General features: G+C 67.2%; 18 protein-coding genes. 17 read left to right on the top strand and 1 reads right to left on the bottom strand.

Features of this window, described 5'->3' with window-relative positions:
• The first annotated feature begins 14 nt into the window (after positions 1–14).
• The 16 genes from sdhA (at position 15) to accD (ending at position 17,706) form a co-directional block, all read left to right on the top strand.
• Complete coding sequence (gene sdhA / locus AC3A6G_RS07425; protein WP_487859628.1) at positions 15–1,823, top strand: succinate dehydrogenase flavoprotein subunit; 1,809 nt, start codon at positions 15–17, stop codon at positions 1,821–1,823.
• 27 nt (positions 1,824–1,850) lie between these two features.
• Positions 1,851–2,552 (top strand): succinate dehydrogenase iron-sulfur subunit, encoded by a 702-nt coding sequence (locus tag AC3A6G_RS07420; protein WP_487859627.1) that lies wholly within the window; start codon positions 1,851–1,853, stop codon positions 2,550–2,552.
• A 19-nt stretch (positions 2,553–2,571) separates the two neighbouring features.
• Positions 2,572–2,886: an FAD assembly factor SdhE gene (locus tag AC3A6G_RS07415; RefSeq protein ID WP_487859626.1), complete on the top strand. Its 315-nt coding sequence runs from the start codon at positions 2,572–2,574 to the stop codon at positions 2,884–2,886.
• 24 nt (positions 2,887–2,910) lie between these two features.
• Entirely contained in the window at positions 2,911–4,221 is a 1,311-nt protein-coding gene (locus AC3A6G_RS07410; protein ID WP_487873440.1) for a citrate synthase, read from the top strand.
• 149 nt (positions 4,222–4,370) lie between these two features.
• Positions 4,371–4,511 (top strand): entericidin A/B family lipoprotein, encoded by a 141-nt coding sequence (locus AC3A6G_RS07405; RefSeq protein WP_487859624.1) that lies wholly within the window; start codon positions 4,371–4,373, stop codon positions 4,509–4,511.
• Positions 4,512–4,659: 148 nt separating this feature from the next.
• Positions 4,660–5,619, top strand: coding sequence for a LysR substrate-binding domain-containing protein (locus AC3A6G_RS07400; RefSeq protein WP_487873439.1), 960 nt, complete (start codon positions 4,660–4,662; stop codon positions 5,617–5,619).
• Between the two features lie 39 nt (positions 5,620–5,658).
• Positions 5,659–7,080 (top strand): 3-isopropylmalate dehydratase large subunit, encoded by a 1,422-nt coding sequence (gene leuC, locus AC3A6G_RS07395; protein ID WP_487859622.1) that lies wholly within the window; start codon positions 5,659–5,661, stop codon positions 7,078–7,080.
• A 14-nt stretch (positions 7,081–7,094) separates the two neighbouring features.
• Positions 7,095–7,745, top strand: a complete 651-nt coding sequence (leuD, locus tag AC3A6G_RS07390; protein WP_487859621.1) for a 3-isopropylmalate dehydratase small subunit — start codon at positions 7,095–7,097, stop codon at positions 7,743–7,745.
• A gap of 38 nt (positions 7,746–7,783) precedes the next feature.
• The gene (gene leuB / locus AC3A6G_RS07385) at positions 7,784–8,872 is read left to right on the top strand and encodes a 3-isopropylmalate dehydrogenase (protein ID WP_487859620.1); all 1,089 of its coding nucleotides are present in this window, start codon (positions 7,784–7,786) and stop codon (positions 8,870–8,872) included.
• A gap of 78 nt (positions 8,873–8,950) precedes the next feature.
• A complete protein-coding gene (gene asd / locus AC3A6G_RS07380; protein WP_487864181.1) occupies positions 8,951–10,093 on the top strand; it encodes an aspartate-semialdehyde dehydrogenase in 1,143 nt (380 codons plus the stop codon).
• Positions 10,094–10,262: 169 nt separating this feature from the next.
• Positions 10,263–13,085: a FimV/HubP family polar landmark protein gene (locus AC3A6G_RS07375; protein WP_487864182.1), complete on the top strand. Its 2,823-nt coding sequence runs from the start codon at positions 10,263–10,265 to the stop codon at positions 13,083–13,085.
• Positions 13,086–13,115: 30 nt separating this feature from the next.
• The gene (truA, locus tag AC3A6G_RS07370; protein WP_487873438.1) at positions 13,116–13,940 is read left to right on the top strand and encodes a tRNA pseudouridine(38-40) synthase TruA; all 825 of its coding nucleotides are present in this window, start codon (positions 13,116–13,118) and stop codon (positions 13,938–13,940) included.
• The gene (locus tag AC3A6G_RS07365) at positions 13,937–14,632 is read left to right on the top strand and encodes a phosphoribosylanthranilate isomerase (protein WP_487864183.1); all 696 of its coding nucleotides are present in this window, start codon (positions 13,937–13,939) and stop codon (positions 14,630–14,632) included. The genes truA and AC3A6G_RS07365 overlap by 4 nt, the downstream gene beginning before the upstream one ends.
• A 48-nt stretch (positions 14,633–14,680) precedes the next feature.
• On the top strand, positions 14,681–15,958 hold the full coding sequence (gene trpB, locus AC3A6G_RS07360; protein WP_487873437.1) for a tryptophan synthase subunit beta: 1,278 nt from the start codon (positions 14,681–14,683) through the stop codon (positions 15,956–15,958).
• On the top strand, positions 15,958–16,803 hold the full coding sequence (trpA, locus tag AC3A6G_RS07355; RefSeq protein ID WP_487873436.1) for a tryptophan synthase subunit alpha: 846 nt from the start codon (positions 15,958–15,960) through the stop codon (positions 16,801–16,803). The genes trpB and trpA overlap by 1 nt, the downstream gene beginning before the upstream one ends.
• A gap of 30 nt (positions 16,804–16,833) precedes the next feature.
• Positions 16,834–17,706, top strand: a complete 873-nt coding sequence (gene accD / locus AC3A6G_RS07350; protein ID WP_487859613.1) for an acetyl-CoA carboxylase, carboxyltransferase subunit beta — start codon at positions 16,834–16,836, stop codon at positions 17,704–17,706.
• A 40-nt stretch (positions 17,707–17,746) separates the two neighbouring features.
• Here accD and AC3A6G_RS07345 read toward each other — a convergent pair whose 3' ends face one another.
• Positions 17,747–18,304: a YggT family protein gene (locus AC3A6G_RS07345; RefSeq protein WP_487864184.1), complete on the bottom strand. Its 558-nt coding sequence runs from the start codon at positions 18,302–18,304 to the stop codon at positions 17,747–17,749.
• A 49-nt stretch (positions 18,305–18,353) separates the two neighbouring features.
• Here AC3A6G_RS07345 and AC3A6G_RS07340 point away from each other — a divergent pair, with 49 nt between their 5' ends.
• Positions 18,354–19,001, top strand: coding sequence for an LON peptidase substrate-binding domain-containing protein (locus tag AC3A6G_RS07340; RefSeq protein ID WP_487864185.1), 648 nt, complete (start codon positions 18,354–18,356; stop codon positions 18,999–19,001).
• The last annotated feature ends 115 nt before the right edge of the window (positions 19,002–19,116 follow it).

Genomic DNA, 19,116 nt, shown 5'->3' with positions numbered 1-19,116 from the left:
ACGCGATCCCCACCATGACCTACACAAAAGAACAAATCACCAAGCGCAAGTTCGACGTCGTGATCGTCGGTGCCGGCGGTTCCGGCATGCGCGCCTCGCTGCAGCTCGCGCGTGCCGGCCTCAACGTGGCCGTGCTCTCGAAGGTGTTCCCGACCCGCTCGCACACCGTCGCCGCGCAGGGCGGCGTGGGCGCCTCTCTCGGCAACATGAGCGAGGACAACTGGCACTACCACTTCTACGACACGATCAAGGGCTCCGACTGGCTCGGCGACCAGGATGCGATCGAGTTCATGTGCCGCGAAGCGCCGAAGGTCGTGTACGAACTCGAGCACTTCGGCATGCCTTTCGACCGCAACCCCGACGGCACGATCTACCAGCGCCCGTTCGGCGGCCACACGGCCAACTATGGCGAAAAGCCCGTGCAGCGCGCCTGCGCCGCGGCCGACCGCACCGGTCACGCGATGCTGCACACGCTCTACCAGAAGAACGTCGAGGCACGCACCCAGTTCTTCGTCGAGTGGATGGCGCTCGACCTGATCCGCGACGCCGAAGGCGACGTGGTGGGCGTGACGGCACTCGAAATGGAAACCGGCGACCTGCACATCCTGCAGGCCAAGACCGTGCTGCTCGCCACCGGTGGCGCGGGCCGCATCTTCCAGGCCTCGACCAACGCCTTCATCAACACCGGCGACGGCCTGGGCATGGCCGCGCGCTCGGGCATCCCGCTGCAGGACATGGAGTTTTGGCAGTTCCACCCGACCGGCGTGGCCGGCGCGGGCGTGCTGCTGACCGAAGGCTGCCGCGGCGAAGGCGCCATCCTGCTCAACAGCAACGGCGAGCGCTTCATGGAGCGCTATGCGCCCACGCTGAAGGACCTGGCCCCGCGCGACTTCGTGTCGCGCTCGATGGACCAGGAGATCAAGGAAGGCCGCGGCTGCGGACCCAACAAGGACTACGTGCTGCTGAAGCTCGACCACCTCGGTGCCGAGACCATCCACAAGCGCCTGCCTTCGGTGTACGAGATCGGCGTGAACTTCGCCAACGTCGACATCACCAAGGAGCCGATCCCCGTGGTGCCGACCATCCACTACCAGATGGGCGGCATCCCGACCAACATCAACGGCCAGGTGGTGGTGCAGAACGGCGACGTTCACAACCAGGTGGTGAACGGCCTCTACGCCGTGGGCGAATGCTCCTGCGTGAGCGTGCACGGCGCCAACCGCCTCGGCACCAATTCGCTGCTCGACCTGCTGGTATTCGGCCGCGCGGCCGGCAACCACATCGTCGAGTTCAACGACAAGCAGAAGGAGCACAAGCCGCTGCCGGCCGATGCGGCCGACCGCACGCTGGAGCGCCTGAACCGGCTCGAGGCCGATGCCGGCGGCGAGTACGCGCAAGACGTGGCCGGCGAGATCCGCACCGTCATGCAGCAGCACGCCGCCGTGTTCCGCAAGCAGGCTTCGATGGACGAAGGCGTGGTCAAGATCGCCGCGGTGCGCGAGCGCGTCAACGCGATCGGCCTGAAGGACAAATCCAAAGTGTTCAACACCGCGCGCATCGAGGCCCTCGAGGTCGACAACCTGATCGAGGTGGCCCAGGCCACGATGGTGTCGGCTGCCGCCCGCAAGGAATGCCGCGGCGCGCACACGGTCGAGGACTACGAGCGTCCGTCGGACGACCCGGTCGCACCGCTCGGCCGCGACGACGCCAACTGGATGAAGCACACGCTTTGGTACAGCGAGGGCAACCGCCTTTCCTACAAGCCGGTCAACCTCAAGCCACTGACGGTCGACTCCGTTCCTCCCAAGGTCCGTACGTTCTAAGCCAGAACAACATCACAAGGTTTCACGATGAAGCGCACATTCCAGATCTACCGCTACGACCCGGACAAGGACGCCAAGCCCTACATGCAGACCATCGAGATCGAACTCGACGGCCATGAGCGCATGCTGCTCGACGCCCTGATGAAGCTCAAGGCGCAGGACCCGACGCTGTCGTTCCGCCGCTCGTGCCGCGAAGGCGTCTGCGGCTCCGACGCGATGAACATCAACGGCAAGAACGGCCTGGCCTGCCTGACAAACATGAACACGCTCAAGGGCACCGTGGTGCTCAAGCCGCTGCCGGGCCTGCCCGTGATCCGCGACTTGATCGTGGACATGACCCAGTTCTTCAAGCAGTACAACTCGATCAAGCCGTACCTGCAGAACGACAACGTGCCGCCCGAGAAGGAACGCCTGCAGTCGCCCGAGGAGCGCGACGAGCTCAACGGCCTCTACGAGTGCATTCTGTGCGCGAGCTGCTCCACCAGCTGCCCGAGCTTCTGGTGGAACCCCGACAAGTTCGTGGGCCCCGCCGGCCTGCTGCAGGCCTACCGCTTCATCGCCGACAGCCGCGACGAAGCCACGGCCGAGCGCCTGGACAACCTCGAAGATCCGTACCGCCTGTTCCGCTGCCACACGATCATGAACTGCGTCGACGTGTGCCCGAAGAACCTGAATCCGACCAAGGCGATCGGCAAGATCAAGGAACTGATGGTGCGTCGCGCCATCTGATCCCGGACCGATAGAAGCCATGGACACCGCTGCCGACCTCGCACAGCCGCTCAGCGAACGCGCGCTGAGCAAGCTGAAATGGCGCTGCCGGCGCGGCCTGCTCGAGAACGACCTGTTCATCGCCCGCTTCTTCGAGCGGCACGAGGCCGACATCACCGTCGGCCAGGCTGCGGCGATGGAGACCCTGATGGACCTGTCGGACAACGATCTCCTCGATCTGCTCCTGCAAAGAAAGGAGCCCGAGCCCGCATGGGCCGGGGCCGAGGTGGTCGCCTTGCTGCAGCTGATGCGCACCGACGGCGCCCAGCGCCCCTCGACCTCTCCATCGTCCTGAATCCACCTCTGAAAGAAACCCGAAATGAAAGCTTCCGATACCAAGGCCACGCTGTCGTTCAGCAACGGCGGAGACAACGTCGAACTGCCGATCTACAAAGGCACCATCGGCCCCGACGTGATCGACATCCGCAAGCTCTATGCGCAGACCGGCATGTTCACGTACGACCCGGGTTTCATGTCGACCGCCTCCTGCCAGTCGGCCATCACCTACATCGACGGCGACAAGGGCGAGCTGCTGTACCGCGGCTATCCGATCGAGCAACTCGCCACCAACTGCGACTTCCTCGAGACCTGCCACCTATTGCTCTACGGGGAACTGCCCGACGCCACCAAGAAGGCCAACTTCACGAAGCTCGTGACCAACCACACGATGGTCAACGAGCAGATGCAGTTCTTCCTGCGCGGTTTCCGCCGCGACGCGCACCCGATGGCCATCATGACCGGCCTTGTCGGCGCGCTCTCGGCCTTCTATCACGACAGCACGGACATCAACAATCCCGAGCACCGCGAGATCGCCGCGATCCGCCTGATCGCGAAGATGCCCACGCTCGTGGCCATGGCCTACAAGTACACGATCGGCCAGCCGTACATGTACCCGAAGAACGATCTCAGCTATGCAGGCAACTTCCTGCACATGATGTTCGCGACGCCCTGCGAGGAGTACAAGGTGAACCCGGTGCTCGAGCGCGCGCTCGACCGCATCTTCATCCTGCACGCCGACCACGAGCAGAACGCCTCGACCTCGACCGTGCGCCTGTGCGGCTCGTCGGGCACCAACCCCTTTGCGGCGATCGCAGCCGGCGTGGCCTGCCTCTGGGGCCCGGCCCACGGCGGCGCCAACGAGGCGGCGCTCAACATGCTGTACGACATCCAGCGTGAAGGCGGCGTCGAGAAGATCGGCGAGTTCATCAAGAAGGTCAAGGACAAGAACTCGAACGTCAAGCTCATGGGCTTCGGCCATCGCGTGTACAAGAACTACGACCCGCGCGCCAAGCTGATGCAGGAAACCTGCAACGAAGTGCTGACCGAACTCGGCCTCGAGCAGGACCCGCTGTTCAAGCTCGCCAAGGAACTCGAGAAGATCGCCCTCGAAGACGAATACTTCGTCTCGCGCAAGCTCTACCCGAACGTCGACTTCTACTCGGGCATCGTGCAGCGCGCCATCGGCATCCCGGTGCCGCTGTTCACCGCGGTCTTCGCGCTCGCGCGCACGGTGGGCTGGATCGCCCAGCTCAACGAGATGATCGGCGACCCCGAGTACAAGATCGGCCGCCCGCGCCAGCTGTTCGAAGGTTCGCCCAAGCGCGACGTGAAGCCGATCTCGGCCCGCTGAGCCACTGCGGCGCACCGCTTTCCAAAAAGGCTGCCCACGGGCAGCCTTTTTGCGTCTTGGCTGACACGAGCGGCGTTGGGGGAGATTAGGTTCAGACACGAGGCTCGATCCCGACCTTGTTTTTTCAACCTTCCGTCAGGAGACCCGTCATGAAGCAAATCACCGCGCTGCTCGCCGTCGCTTTCGCCCTCGCCATTCCGCTGAGTGGCTGCAACACCTTCCGGGGTGCCGGACAGGACATCCAGAAGGGTGGCGAAAAGGTCGAGGACGCCGCCAAGAAGCGCCAGTAAGCGCGCCGACACGGGCCGACTCGCTCCAGGGCGTCGGCCCGCTGCTCGTCGCCCCATGGCAACGAACCCATCGCAGATGGCGATGGCATCGCGTTGAAAACCGGGGGAAAATGGCAAACTCATCGCAAAGCGCGATGCCGCCACCCCCATGAGCACCTCCGAACGCAATTTCGCCCGCCGCATCGACCTCACGTCGCTGCAGCTGTTCGTGGCCGTTTGCGAGCTCGGCAGCATCGGGCGCGCGGCCGAGCGCGAATTCATTGCTGCCTCGGCCATCAGCAAGCGGCTGTCCGACCTGGAGGCCACGCTCGGCACCCCCCTTCTCTACCGCCATGCGCGCGGCGTGGACCTCACGCCCGCGGGCGAGAGCCTGCTGCACCACGCCCGCTCGGTGCTCTACAGCCTCGAGAAGATGCAGGGCGAACTCAGCGAGTACGCCGACGGCGTGCGCGGCCATGTTCGCGTGCACGCGAACATCTCGGCGATCGTGCAGTTCCTCCCTGAAGACCTCGGCGTGTTCTCGCGCGCCCACGAAGCGATCAAGATCGACCTCGAAGAGCACCTGAGCAGCGAGGTGATCCGCGCGGTGCAGGAAGGCGCGGCCGATCTCGGCGTCTGCCACGTGGCCGGCGGCGCGGGCGAGCTGCAGAGCCTTGCGTACCGCCACGACCGCCTGGCGCTGATCGTTCCTGCGGGCCATGCGCTCGCTGCGCGCGCGCGCATCGACTTCGTCGAGTCGCTCGAATTCGACCATGTCGGCCTGCACACCAACAGTTCGATCTACGTGGCGATGCACGAGGCCGCACTCGCCGCCGGCCGCAGCATCAAGCTGCGCATCCACGTCACCGGCCTGGACGCCATGTGCCGCATGATCGAGAACGGCCTGGGCGTGGGCGTGATGCCCGAGCGCGCCTTCGAGCTCATGCACGACGGCATCGGCCGCGGCCTTGCGAGCGTGGCGCTCGACAACGCCTGGGCCGAGCGCGAGATCCGGCTGGTGGCGCGCGACTTTTCCACCCTGCCGGTGGCGGCGCGCTCGCTGGTGAACCACCTGCACGCGGCCGCGGGCGCCGGCGCCGGCGCCGACGAACAGCCGCTCGCGGCATAGACACAATCCAGTTTCCCCACGAAAGACCAAGAGACCGACATGGCACGCACGCTCTACGACAAGATCTGGGACGAACACGTCGTCCACACCGAGGAAGACGGCACCGCGATCCTCTACATCGACCGCCATCTGGTGCACGAAGTCACCAGCCCGCAGGCCTTCGAAGGCCTGCGCGTCGCCGGCCGCAAGCTGTGGCGCATCAGCTCCGTGGTGGCCACGGCCGACCACAACACCCCCACCACGGGCTGGGAACTCGGCTATGAAGGCATTGCCGACCCGACCAGCAAGGAACAGGTCACCACGCTCGACAAGAACATCGCCGAATTCGGTGCCGCCGCGTTCTTCCCGTTCCTGAGCAAGCGCCAGGGCATCGTGCACGTGATCGGCCCCGAATCGGGCGCCACGCTGCCCGGCATGACCGTGGTCTGCGGCGACTCGCACACCTCCACGCACGGTGCGTTCGGCGCGCTCGCGCACGGCATCGGCACCAGCGAGGTCGAGCACGTCATGGCCACCCAGACGCTGCTGGGCAAGAAGGCGAAGAACATGCTCGTCAAGGTCGAGGGCAAGCTGCCGCTCGGCTGCACCGCCAAGGACATCGTGCTGGCGATCATCGGCAAGATCGGCACCGCCGGCGGCACCGGCTACACCATCGAGTTCGCAGGTTCCGCGATCCGCGACCTGAGCATGGAAGGCCGCATGACGGTCTGCAACATGGCCATCGAGGCCGGCGCGCGCGCAGGGCTGGTGGCCGTCGACGACAAGACCCTGAGCTATGTGAAGGGCCGACCGCTCGCGCCCACCGGCGTCGAATGGGACCAGGCCGCGAGCTACTGGCGCACGCTGCATTCCGACCCGGACGCGCATTTCGACGCCGTGGTCGAGCTCGACGCCGCGCAGATCCAGCCGCAGGTGACCTGGGGCACCTCGCCCGAGATGGTGGTCGCCATCAATGGCCGCGTGCCCGACCCCGAGAAGGAAAAGGACGCGAGCAAGCGCGGCGCCATCGAGCGCGCGCTGGTCTACATGGGCCTGGAGCCGAACAAGGCGATGGACGACATCTTCATCGACAAGGTGTTCATCGGCTCGTGCACCAACAGCCGCATCGAGGACATGCGCGAGGCCGCCGCCGTGGTGAAGAAGCTCGGCCAGAGGGTCGCGAAGAACGTGAAGCTCGCGATGGTGGTGCCCGGTTCGGGCGTGGTGAAGGAACAGGCCGAGCGCGAAGGGCTCGATGCGATCTTCAAGGCCGCGGGCTTCGAATGGCGCGAGCCGGGCTGCTCGATGTGCCTGGCGATGAACGCCGACCGGCTCGAGCCCGGCGAGCGCTGCGCCTCGACCAGCAACCGCAACTTCGAAGGCCGCCAGGGCGCCGGCGGGCGCACCCACCTCGTGAGCCCCGCCATGGCTGCGGCCGCGGCCGTCCACGGCCACTTCGTCGATGTGCGCAAGTTCGCCTGATCTGGAGACCACACATGCAGAAATTCACCGTACACCAAGGCCTCGTGGCACCGATGGACCGCGAGAACGTCGACACCGACGCGATCATCCCGAAGCAGTTCCTCAAGTCGATCAAGCGCACCGGCTTCGGCCAGAACCTGTTCGACGAATGGCGCTACCTGGACGCCGGCTTCCCGGGCCAGGACCCGGCCAGCCGCAAGCCCAACCCCGATTTCGTGCTGAACCAGCCGCGCTATGCGGGCGCCTCGGTCCTGCTCGCGCGCAAGAACTTCGGCTGCGGCTCGTCGCGCGAGCACGCGCCGTGGGCGCTCGACCAGTACGGCTTCCGCGCGATCATCGCGCCGAGCTATGCCGACATCTTCTTCAACAACAGCTTCAAGAACGGGCTGCTGCCGATCGTGCTGCCCGAGGCGCAGGTGGCCCAGCTGTTCGACGAGGCCCTTGCATTCCCCGGCTACACGCTGACCATCGACCTGGAGCGCCAGGTGGTCGTGAAGCCCGACGGCGGCGAGTTCGCGTTCGACGTGCAGGCCTTTCGCAAGTACTGCCTCGTCAACGGCCTCGACGACATCGGCCTCACGCTGCGGCACCAGGACAAGATCAAGGCCTTCGAAGCCGAACGGCTCGCGTCGAAGCCCTGGCTGGCGCACACGATGATCGCCTGAACGGCATCCGCATCCCATTTCCAAACCTCAGACCAACCATGAAAATCGCAGTTCTCCCGGGTGACGGCATCGGCACCGAAATCGTGGCGGAAGCCATCCGCGTGCTCGACGCGCTCGACCTCTCGTTCGAGATGGAAACTGCGCTCGTCGGCGGTGCCGCCTACGAAGCGCACGGCCATCCGCTGCCCGAGGCGACGCTCAAGCTCGCGAAGGAAGCCGACGCCGTGCTTTTCGGCGCCGTCGGCGACTGGAAGTACGACAAGCTCGACCGCCCGCTGCGGCCCGAACAGGCGATCCTGGGCCTGCGCAAGAACCTCGGCCTGTTCGCGAACTTCCGGCCGGCCATCTGCTACGAGCAGCTGGTCGACGCCTCGAGCCTCAAGCCCGAACTCATCGCGGGCCTGGACATCCTCATCATCCGCGAGCTGACCGGCGACATCTACTTCGGCCAGCCGCGCGGCCGCCGCACCGCGGTGGACGGCCACTTCCCGGGCGCCGAAGAGGCCTTCGACACGATGCGCTATTCGCGCCCCGAGATCGAGCGCATCGCCCGCGTCGCCTTCGAGGCCGCCCGCAAGCGCAGCAAGCGCGTGACCAGCGTCGACAAGGCCAACGTGCTCGAGACCTTCCAGTTCTGGAAGGACGTGGTGACCGAAGTGCACAAGGACTACCCCGACGTCGAGCTCGACCACATGTACGTCGACAACGCCGCCATGCAGCTCGTGAAGGCGCCGAAGAAGTTCGACGTGATCGTCACCGGCAACATGTTTGGCGACATCCTGTCGGACGAGGCGGCGATGCTCACAGGTTCGATCGGCATGCTGCCTTCGGCCTCGCTCAATGCGAGCAACCAGGGCCTCTACGAGCCCAGCCACGGCAGCGCACCCGACATTGCGGGCAAAGGGGTTGCCAATCCATTGGCTACAATACTGTCCGCTGCCATGATGCTCCGCTTTTCACTCAACCAAGCCGAAGCTGCCGACCGTATCGAGTCGGCAGTCAAGCAGGTGCTCGCCTCCGGGCTGCGCACGGGTGACATCTGGTCGGAAGGCACGAAGCGCGTCGGCACCCGTGAAATGGGCGATGCGGTCGTTGCAGCAATCACCAAAAAGACGATTACCGGCTAACCGCAGCCCGCTTCGTCACGCCCCTCCCCGGCTCGACGAGTCGGGCGAAAGAGAAACTTTTTCAAAGGGCAAACTGAAATGGCGAACGCATCCCAACCCCTGGTCGGCCTCGTAGGCTGGCGCGGCATGGTCGGCTCGGTCCTGATGGACCGCATGCAGGCCGAAAGCGACTTCGGGCTCATCGAGCCGGTCTTCTTCTCGACCTCGAACGTCGGCGGCAAGGCCCCGGCCATGGCGAAGAACGAGACCACGCTCAAGGATGCGAACGACATCGACGCACTCAAGAAGTGCGACATCGTCATCACCTGCCAGGGCGGCGACTACACCACCGAGGTATTTCCCAAGCTGCGCGCGGCAGGCTGGAGCGGCCATTGGATCGATGCCGCTTCCACGCTGCGCATGAACGACGACGCGGTCATCGTGCTCGACCCGGTCAACCTGCCGGTGATCCAGAACGCGCTCGCCAAGGGCGGCAAGAACTGGATCGGCGGCAACTGCACCGTGAGCTGCATGCTCATGGGCGTGGGCGCGCTCTACAAGGCCGGGCTGGTCGAATGGATGACCAGCATGACCTACCAGGCGGCCTCGGGCGGCGGCGCGCAGCACATGCGCGAACTGCTGACCCAGTTCGGCACCATCAACGCCGAGGTGCGCGCGCTGCTGGACGACCCCAAGTCGGCCATTCTTGAGATCGACCGCAAGGTGCTGCATCGCCAGCAGAACCTCAGCGCCTCCGAAACCGCGAACTTCGGCGCGCCGCTGGGCGGCTCGCTGATTCCCTGGATCGACAAGGACCTGGGCGATGGCGTCTCGAAGGAAGAATGGAAGGCCGGCGCCGAAACCAACAAGATCCTGGGCCAGGGTGCGGGCTTCGGTACGGCGGCCACGCCGGTCGACGGCTTCTGCGTGCGCATCGGCGCCATGCGCTGCCACAGCCAGGCGCTGACCTTCAAGCTCAAGAAGGACGTGCCGGTGGCGGACATCGAAGCGCTCATCGCCGCCGACAACCCCTGGGCCAAGGTGGTGCCGAACACCCGCGAAGCCACGCTCGCGGCCCTGACGCCCGTGGCCGTGACCGGCACCATGGACATCCCGGTGGGCCGCATCCGCAAGCTGGCGATGGGCCCCGAATACGTCGGCGCGTTCACGATCGGCGACCAGCTGCTGTGGGGCGCCGCCGAACCGCTGCGTCGCATGCTGCGGATCCTGCTCGAGGCTTGATGGGGATTCGCGGGCTCCCCAGAGGTCAAGGGTGTTGCCGGCAGGCAACACCGAACGCGTGCGTAAGTATGCGCGCACTGGGTAGACGGGGCGCGGCGCCTTGTCAGCCCCCGGTCTTGGTGCTAACGTCCTCTTACAATTTCTGGGCCTGAGCCGCCCCCCTATCAGCATGACAAGACATCTGTTGCCCGCGGCCCGCCCATCGGCCGCTCGCCCTTCGCCGACCCTCCATGGCCTCCGTCTCTCGGTGCTCGGCACGGCCATCGCCGTGGTCCTGGGCCTTGGAAGCGCCGACGCCAGCGCCTTTGCGCTCGGACAGTTGAAGGTGCAGTCGGCCCTGGGCGAACCGCTGCGCGCCGAGATCGAGGTGACCGAAATGGCCGCCGCCGAGGCCGAAAGCCTGAAGATCGGGGTTGCCAGCGCAGAGGCATTCAAAAACGCCGGCGTGCCCTACAACGCGGCGCTCAGCGACGTCAGGGCCACGCTGCAGCGACGTGCCGGGGGCCAGTACGTCGTGCGGCTGACCGGCAGCCGCCCGCTCAACGATCCGTTCATCGACCTGCTGCTCGAAGCCAATGGCGCATCGGGCCGGATCGTGCGCGACTACACCGTGCTGCTCGACCCGCCGACGACCCGCCAGCCCGCGCCCGCCGCACCGATTGCTCCGGTGTCGCCCCAGGTCCGCGCGCCCGTGGAACGCCCCGAGGTACTGGCAGCACGCGCGCGCCGAGAGCGGGCACTTTCTGCGCCCGCTGCCCCGGTTGCGCCCGCCACCGCACCAGCGCCCACCGCCACGCCGCCGGCCGCAGCGCCGCAGCGTGCCGCCACCACCGCCCCGCCCCGCGCGACAGGCGGCGAGCAGCTCACCGTCCAGCGCGGCGATACCGCCGGCAGGATCGCCGCGGCCCACAAACCTGCCGAGGTTTCGCTCGACCAGATGCTGGTCGCACTCCTGCGGGCCAACCCCGATGCATTCATCGGTGGCAACGTCAACCGCATGAAGGCTGGTGCAGTGCTCGACCTGCCGAGCGCCACCGAGGCGGGTGCGACACCCGCCGCCGAGGCACGGCGCACCATCGTCGCGCAAAGCCGGGACTTCGGCGCCTACCGCCGGCGCCTGGCCGAGAACGCGCCCACCTCGAACGTCGCCGCGGCCGACCGCAGCGCGTCGGGCAGGCTGCAGGCCAGTGTCGAAGACCGCAATGCGGCAGCGAGCGCGCCCGACAAGCTGACCATCACGCAGAACAGCGCGGCAGCCCGCGCAGCCGAAGAAAAGGTTGCCCAGGCGCGCCAGGCGCAGGAGAACAGCAACCGTGTCGCGGAGCTCTCCAAGAACATCGAGGAACTGGCCAAGCTGAAGGCCGCCACCGGTTCGGTGACGCCCCCCGCAGGGTCAGCGCCTGCTGCAGGATCAGCGCCTGCTGCGGGTTCGCCCGCAGCGCCTGCGGCACCCGGCATTCCGGTTCCCAACCCGGGCGTGACCGCGCCGGCGACGGCCGCAGCCCCCGCCACTCCGCCGACCGCTCCCACGCCTGCGGCAGAAGCCCCGGCCGCAGCAGCAACGGCCGCGGCGCCAGCCACCGCCGCGCCCGAAGCCACCGTTGGCACACCGAGCACGGCCGAAACGACCCCGGGCGCTCCCGCGGCGGCGGCCAGTGCCGCGGCGCCCGCACCGGTTGCGCCCCCCAAGCCGGTCGTCAAGGCAGCCCCTCCGCCGCCACCGCCCGAGCGCGGCTTCTTCGAAGAGCTGCTCGCCAACCCGCTGATGCTCGCGGGTGCCGCGCTGGTCGCCTTGCTCGTCGGCTTCCTGCTCTTCCGCGTGCTCGGCCGCCGGCGCGAGGAAATGAGCGAGAGCGTGTTCCTCGAGAGCCGCATTCCGAAGGACTCGTTCTTCGGCGCCAGCGGCGGCGAATCGGTCGACACCAAGCAGCGCGGCGACTCCACCGTCTCGTCGCTGTCGTACTCGCCGAGCCAGCTCGATGCCGGCGATGTGGATCCGGTGGCCGAAGCCGACGTGTATCTCGCCTACGGTCGCGACCTGCAGGCCGAGGAAATCCTGCGCGAAGCGCTGCGCGTGAACCCCGAGCGCACGGCGATCCACCTCAAGCTGCTCGAAATCCACGCCAAGCGCCGCGACGTGCGGGCCTACGAAGGCCTGGCCACCGAAGTACACAAGCTCACCAATGGCACCGGTCCCGACTGGAACCGTGTGGTCGACATGGGCAAAGACCTGGATCCGGGCAACCCGCTGTACGACGCGGGCAGCACGGCCCGCGGCGTGAGCCCGGCCGAAAGCGCTGCGTTTGCCGGCGCGCTGGCCGCGGCCGCAGCAGCCAAGCCCGCAGCACCGGCCCCTGCGCCTGCCCCGGCGCCCGCCGTGTCGGCACCGCCGGCCTTCGTGCCTTCGGTCGCACCGCTGGATTTCGACCTCGACCTGAGCCAGCCCGCGGCCCTCTCCCCTGCGCCGGCACCTGCGCCTGCCCCGGTCAGCGCCAGCCTGCCCAAGACCGCCTATGCAGCCCCGACGCCTGTCGCGCCGCTGGGCAACAGCCATCCCGCCGCGCAGCCGCCCATCGCGCCGGCCGACATGGAGAACGACTTCGACACCGCGCCAGGCGCACTGGCACCGATAACCCGCCCCGGGGCGCTCGGCGATGTCGATCCCAACACGCGCCCTGTTGGCCTGCGCAGCGCGCTCCCCGCCGACTCGGGCTTCATCGAATTCGACATGAGCGCGCTGGCCGGCCTTCCGGCCCGTCCGGCGGCCGACAGCAGCAACAGCAACGCCGCCACCGGGGCGACGCTGCGCGCGGAGCCGAGCCTGGACGAGGACGACGAAGACAGCCCGCATGCAGTCAAGCTGTCGCTGGCGCGCGAACTGCAGGCGATCGGCGACGTCGAAGGCGCCCGCTCGCTGGTCGAGGAAGTCGAAGCCGAAAGCGCCGGCGACGTCCAGTCGCAGGCCCGGCAGCTCCTCGCCGAGCTGCGATGAGCCGCCCGCCGCCTTGTTCTTCCTGAATTCGTGAGGCTCGCGCTCGGCATCCGCTACAACGGGCAGGCATACGAGGGCTGGCAAAGCCAGCGCTCGGGCCGCACGGTGCAGGACAAGCTCGAAGCCGCGCTCGCGAAGTTCGCCGGGCTGCCCGCAGGCAGCAGGGTCAGCACGCTGTGCGCCGGCCGCACCGACGCCGGCGTGCATGCGCTGATGCAGGTGGTGCACTTCGACACCGACATCGCACGCGACAACGTCTCCTGGATGCGCGGCACCAACCGCTACCTGCCCGACGACATCGCGGTGCAGTGGGCGCACCCGGTGCCTGACGAATTCCATTGCCGAGCCAGCGCCCTGGCCCGCCGCTACGTCTACGTGCTCTCGCAGTCGCCCGTGCGACCCAGCCTCGACGCAGGCAGAGTCGGCTGGTCGATGTACCCGCTCGACGGCGACGCAATGCGCGCCGCGGCGGCACAGCTGGTGGGCCGGCACGACTTCAGCTCGTTCCGCGCCTCGGCCTGCCAGGCCCTCTCGCCTGTCAAGGACCTGCGGCGCATCGAGATCACGCGCCGCGGCGACGGCGAGCGCTGCCGCTGGCACTTCGAGTTCGAGGCCGACGCCTTCCTGCACCACATGATCCGCAACCTGATGGGCTGCCTGGTGCGCATCGGCCGCGGCGACGAGCGGCCCGAGTGGATCACCGAAGTGCTCGAGGCCCGCAGCCGCAAGGTCGCGGCGCCTACCTTTTCCGCGAATGGGCTGTATTTCCTCGGGCCGTTGTACGACGCCCGGTGGGGTCTGCCGGCCGAAGCCACGCTGCAGGGCGGCGGCGCTGCTTATGATGGCCCGCCATGAGCGCAGCCCGCACCCGCATCAAGATCTGTGGCCTCACGCGTGAGGCCGACGTGGATGCGGCGGTCGAGGCCGGTGCCGACGCCGTGGGCTTCGTGCTCTACGCCGCCAGCCCGCGCGCGGTCACGGCCGAGCGCGCGGCCGAACTGGCGTCGCGGCTGCCGCCCTTCGTGACGCCGGTGCTGCTGTTCGTCAACGAGGCGGCGCCCAGGGTGGTGGAATCACTCGCCCGCGTGAACGGCGCCATCGCGCAGTTCCATGGCGACGAGACCCCGTTGCAGTGCAACGAGGCCGCAGGCCAAGGGCGGTTTCGCTACATGCGCGCCGCCCGGATTCCCATGGGGGCTGCCGGCGTGGCCTTCGACCTCGTAAAATACGCTTCCGATTACTCCCACGCCCAGGCCATCCTGCTCGACGCGCATGTCGAAGGTTATGGCGGTGGCGGCAAGGCATTCGATTGGTCACTTCTTCCACCCGCCGTCGACGCTCACCTCGTCTTGAGTGGTGGGCTCACACCTGCAAACGTGAGCGATGGCATTCGCATCCTGCGGACGCGCTGCAAGTCGCTGTCCGTTGATGTGAGCTCGGGCGTCGAAATCGACGGCCCGGGAAACAAGGGCCTGAAGGACGCCGCCAAGATCCGGCAATTCGTTGCAGCCGCCAGGGCGGCCGACGCGTCCTTCTCCTCCAGTTAGCCGCCGCTTCCCGATCGCGATCGGGCCGCGGCCCACCGATCGAGAACCATGCAAAGCAATTACCAGCAACCCGATGCCAGCGGCCATTTCGGCCGTTACGGCGGCAGCTTCGCGAGCGAAACGCTCACCCACGCGATCAATGAACTGCGCGACGCCTATGCGAAGTGCAAGGACGATCCAGCGTTCCTCGCGGAATTTCACTATGAGCTCAAGCACTTCGTCGGCCGCCCCTCGCCGATCTACCACGCCGCGCGCACGAGCCGCGAGATGGGCGGCGCCCAGATCTACCTGAAGCGCGAAGACCTCAACCACACCGGCGCGCACAAGATCAACAACGTGATCGGCCAGGCGATGCTCGCGCGCCGCATGGGCAAGCCCCGCGTCATCGCCGAGACCGGTGCCGGCCAGCACGGCGTGGCCACGGCCACGATCTGCGCGCGCTACGGGCTCGAGTGCGTGGTCTACATGGGCAGCCAGGACGTGAAGCGCCAGAGCCCGAACGTCTACCGCATGAACCTGCTCGGCGCCACGGTGGTGCCGGTCGACTCGGGCAGCCAGACGTTGAAGGACGCGCTCAACGAGGCCATGCGCGACTGGGTCACGAACGTGGAAAACACCTTCTACATCATCGGCACGGTGGCGGGCCCGCACCCTTACCCGACGATGGTGCGCGACTTCCAGAGCGTGATCGGCACCGAATGCGTCGAGCAGATGCCCGCCATGCTGGCGGCGCAGGGCATCACCGGCGAAGCCGAGGGCCGGCAGCCCGACGTGGTGATCGCCTGCGTGGGCGGCGGCAGCAACGCCATCGGCATCTTTCATCCGTACATCCCCTTCGCGGGCACGCGGCTCATCGGCGTGGAAGCCGCCGGCGAAGGCCTCGACAGCGGCAAGCACGCGGCATCGATCCTGCGTGGCAGCCCGGGCGTGCTGCACGGCAACCGCACCTACCTGCTGCAGAACGAGGACGGCCAGGTCACTGAAACGCACAGCATCAGCGCGGGCCTCGACTACCCGGGCGTAGGCCCCGAACATGCGCACCTGGCCGACATCGGCCGTGCCGAATACGTGGGCATCACGGACACCGAAGCGCTCGAGGCCTTCCACTACCTGTGCCGCACCGAAGGCATCATTCCCGCGCTCGAATCGAGCCACGCCGTGGCGCACGCGCTCAAGCTCGCCAAGACCATGCGGCCCGACCAGTCGATCCTCGTGAACCTCTCGGGGCGCGGCGACAAGGACATCGGCACCGTGGCCGATCTTTCGGGCGTCGACTTCTACGACCGGCCCTCGATGCGCGGGCTGAGCGTGAAGGGAGGCAAATGATGAGCCGTATTGCCGCCACCTTCGACGCACTGAAAAAGGACGGGCGCCGCGCCCTCATCCCCTACGTCACCGCCGGCTTTCCCTATGCCGACATCACACCGGCGCTGATGCACGGCATGGTGGCCGCGGGCGCCGACGTGATCGAGCTCGGCGTGCCGTTCTCCGACCCGATGGCCGACGGCCCCGTGATCCAGAAGGCCGGTGAAGCGGCGCTGGCCATGGGCGTGGGCATGAAGCAGGTGCTCGCGATGGTCGCCGCCTTCCGCCAGGACGATGCGACGACGCCGGTGGTGCTGATGGGCTATGCCAACCCGGTCGAGCGCTACGACCTCGTGCATGGCCCGAAGGCCTTCATTCGCGATGCCGCCGCCGCCGGCGTCGACGGCCTCCTCGTGGTCGACTACCCACCGGAAGAGTGCGAGGACTTCGCCGCCGACCTCAAGGCCGCCGGCATCGACCTGATCTTCCTGCTCGCGCCCACCAGCACGGGCGAACGCATGGCGCAGGTGGCGCGCATCGCGAGCGGTTATGTCTACTACGTGTCGCTCAAGGGCGTGACCGGCGCCGGCCACCTCGACACCGAGGCGGTCGGCCGGATGATCCCGCGCATCCGCGAACATGTGAGCATCCCGGTGGGCGTGGGCTTCGGCATCCGCGACGCGCGCACCGCGCAAGCGGTCGGTTCGGCGGCGGACGCCGTCGTGATCGGCACCAAGATCATCCAGCTGATCGATGACCAACCACGCGAGCAGGTGGTGCCGGTGGTGCGTGAATTCCTGTCCGAAATCCGCGAGGCGCTCGATGCTCTGCCCGCGGCTACCCCCAAGAACGCGGCTGGCCGATAATCGCCGCTGCCCTGACCCCGAGGATTGCCCATGAGCTGGCTTGAAAAACTGCTACCCGCCAAGATCGCCCAGACCGACCCTTCGGAGCGCCGCCAGGTGCCCGAAGGCCTGTGGATCAAATGCCCGGCCTGCGAGACGGTGCTCTACAAGACCGATCTCGAGCACAACCAGAACGTCTGCCCGAGCTGCAGCCACCATCACCGCATCGGCGCACGCGCGCGGCTCGATGCCTTCCTGGACGCCGAGGGCCGCTACGAGCTCGCCCAGGAAGTGCTTCCCGTCGATGCACTCAAGTTCAAGGACAGCCGCCGCTATCCCGAGCGGCTCAAGGAAGCCCTCGAGAACACCGGCGAGACCGACGCGCTGGTCGTCATGGGCGGCTCCGTCCACAGCATCAGCGTGGTCGTGGCCTGCTTCGAGTTCGAGTTCATGGGCGGCAGCATGGGCAGCGTGGTCGGCGAGCGCTTCGTGCGGGGCGTCGAGACCGCCATCGAGCAGAAGGTGCCCTTCATCTGCTTCACCGCGACCGGCGGCGCGCGCATGCAGGAAGGCCTGCTGTCGCTGATGCAGATGGCCAAGACCAATGCAGCGCTCACGCGCCTGGCCAAGAAGGGCCTGCCCTACATCAGCGTGCTGACCGACCCGACCATGGGCGGCGTCTCGGCCGGTTTTGCGTTCGTGGGCGACGTGGTCATTGCCGAGCCCAAGGCGCTGATCGGCTTTGCCGGCCCGCGCGTGATCGAATCGACCGTGCGTGTGACGCTGCCCGAAGGCTTCCAGCGCGCGGAGTTCCTGCAGACCAAGGGCGCGATCGACTTCATCTGCGACCGCCGCGAACTGCGCAAGACCATGGCCAGCACACTGGCGATGCTGCTGCGCCAGCCAGCCGACGCGGTCCTTTGAACGCGCGCTGCCCGGCAGGGCAACGGGGCGCGAGCCCTGTTCAGCCCAGCCGGTAGGCCCAGACCAGCAGGTTGCCCAGCACGATCGCGACCACCTGCAACAGGACGATCGCGACCAGCGGCGACAGGTCCACTCCGCCGAGCAGCGGGATGAAGCGGCGCAACGGCCGTACCAGCGGTTCCGCGAGCCGCGAAATCAGGTCGAGCAGCATCGGCGAAGCGCCCGGTATCCATGACAGCACGGCGTACACCACGAGCAACGCCGTCAGCCCCGAAACGGCCAACTGAAGCAGACCCACGAACGACACCAGCGGCAGCGCAATGAGCCGGCCCAGGTTGCCGATCAGGAGCCAGAGCAGCAGGAACTTGGCAAGCACCAGCAGCCAGGCCGCGATCCCGCTCGCGAGGTCCCAGCGCTTCACCGACGGCACGATCCGCCGCAGCGGCAGCACGATCCAGTCGGTGACCGCAAAGATGAAACGACCGAGCGGATTGCCGAACGGCACGCGGTGGTACTGCATGTACAGGCGCAGCAGGCAGGCGCCGCCGAGCAGGCCGACGATCACATCGAGAAGAAACGAGGGAATCTGGTAGAGCATGGGACGGCATCGTGAGGGGAATGCGATGATAGCCATGCGAGACCGCTCGATGACGAAACAGCCCCTTTTGCATTCACTTCCATTGTTCCCGCTCGGCACCGTGCTGTTTCCGGGCGGTGTGCTGCCGCTGCGGATCTTCGAGGTCCGCTACCTCGACATGGTCGGCAAATGCCGCCGGGCCGACGCCCCCTTCGGCGTGGTCAGCCTGACGAGCGGCAGCGAGGTGCGCAAGCCTGGTGCCGAGGCCGAGCGCTTCGCGGCCATCGGCACCCTGGCCGTCATCCGCGAGTTCGAATCGCCACAGAGCGGGCTGCTCCAGATCGAATGCGTGGGCACCCAGCGCTTCCGCGTGCGCGAAACCGAAATGCAGAAGCACGGCCTGTGGGTTGCCGAAGTCGAAGGCCTGGCCGACGACATGGCACTCGAGATCCCGGCCGACCTCGCGCACACCGCCACCGCCCTGCGCCGCCTGGTCGACACCCTCGAGGAACGCCGCAGCGCCCAGGGTGCCGAGGCCGTGCGGCTGCCGATCGGCGCGCCCTACCGCTTCGACGATTGCGGCTGGGTCGCCAACCGCTGGTGCGAACTCGTGCCCATGCAACTCGAACTGCGGCAGCGGCTCATGGAACTCGAGAGCCCGCTGATGCGCCTCGAACTGGTCAGCGATCTTCTCGCACGCACGGGCATCACTGGCTAAGGCGCTACCTTTTAAATAGCAGATCGCACAGCATTGACGGGCTTTTCTGGCCGGTTCGGCCCGGACTTCATCGGCTAAAATGCGCGGTTGCGCACGCTCCCGATGCGCCCTCCCC

It is taken from the genome of Variovorax sp. Soil_C_26 (assembly GCF_057657075.1).
This window is presented reverse-complemented; position numbering and strand designations above follow the sequence as displayed.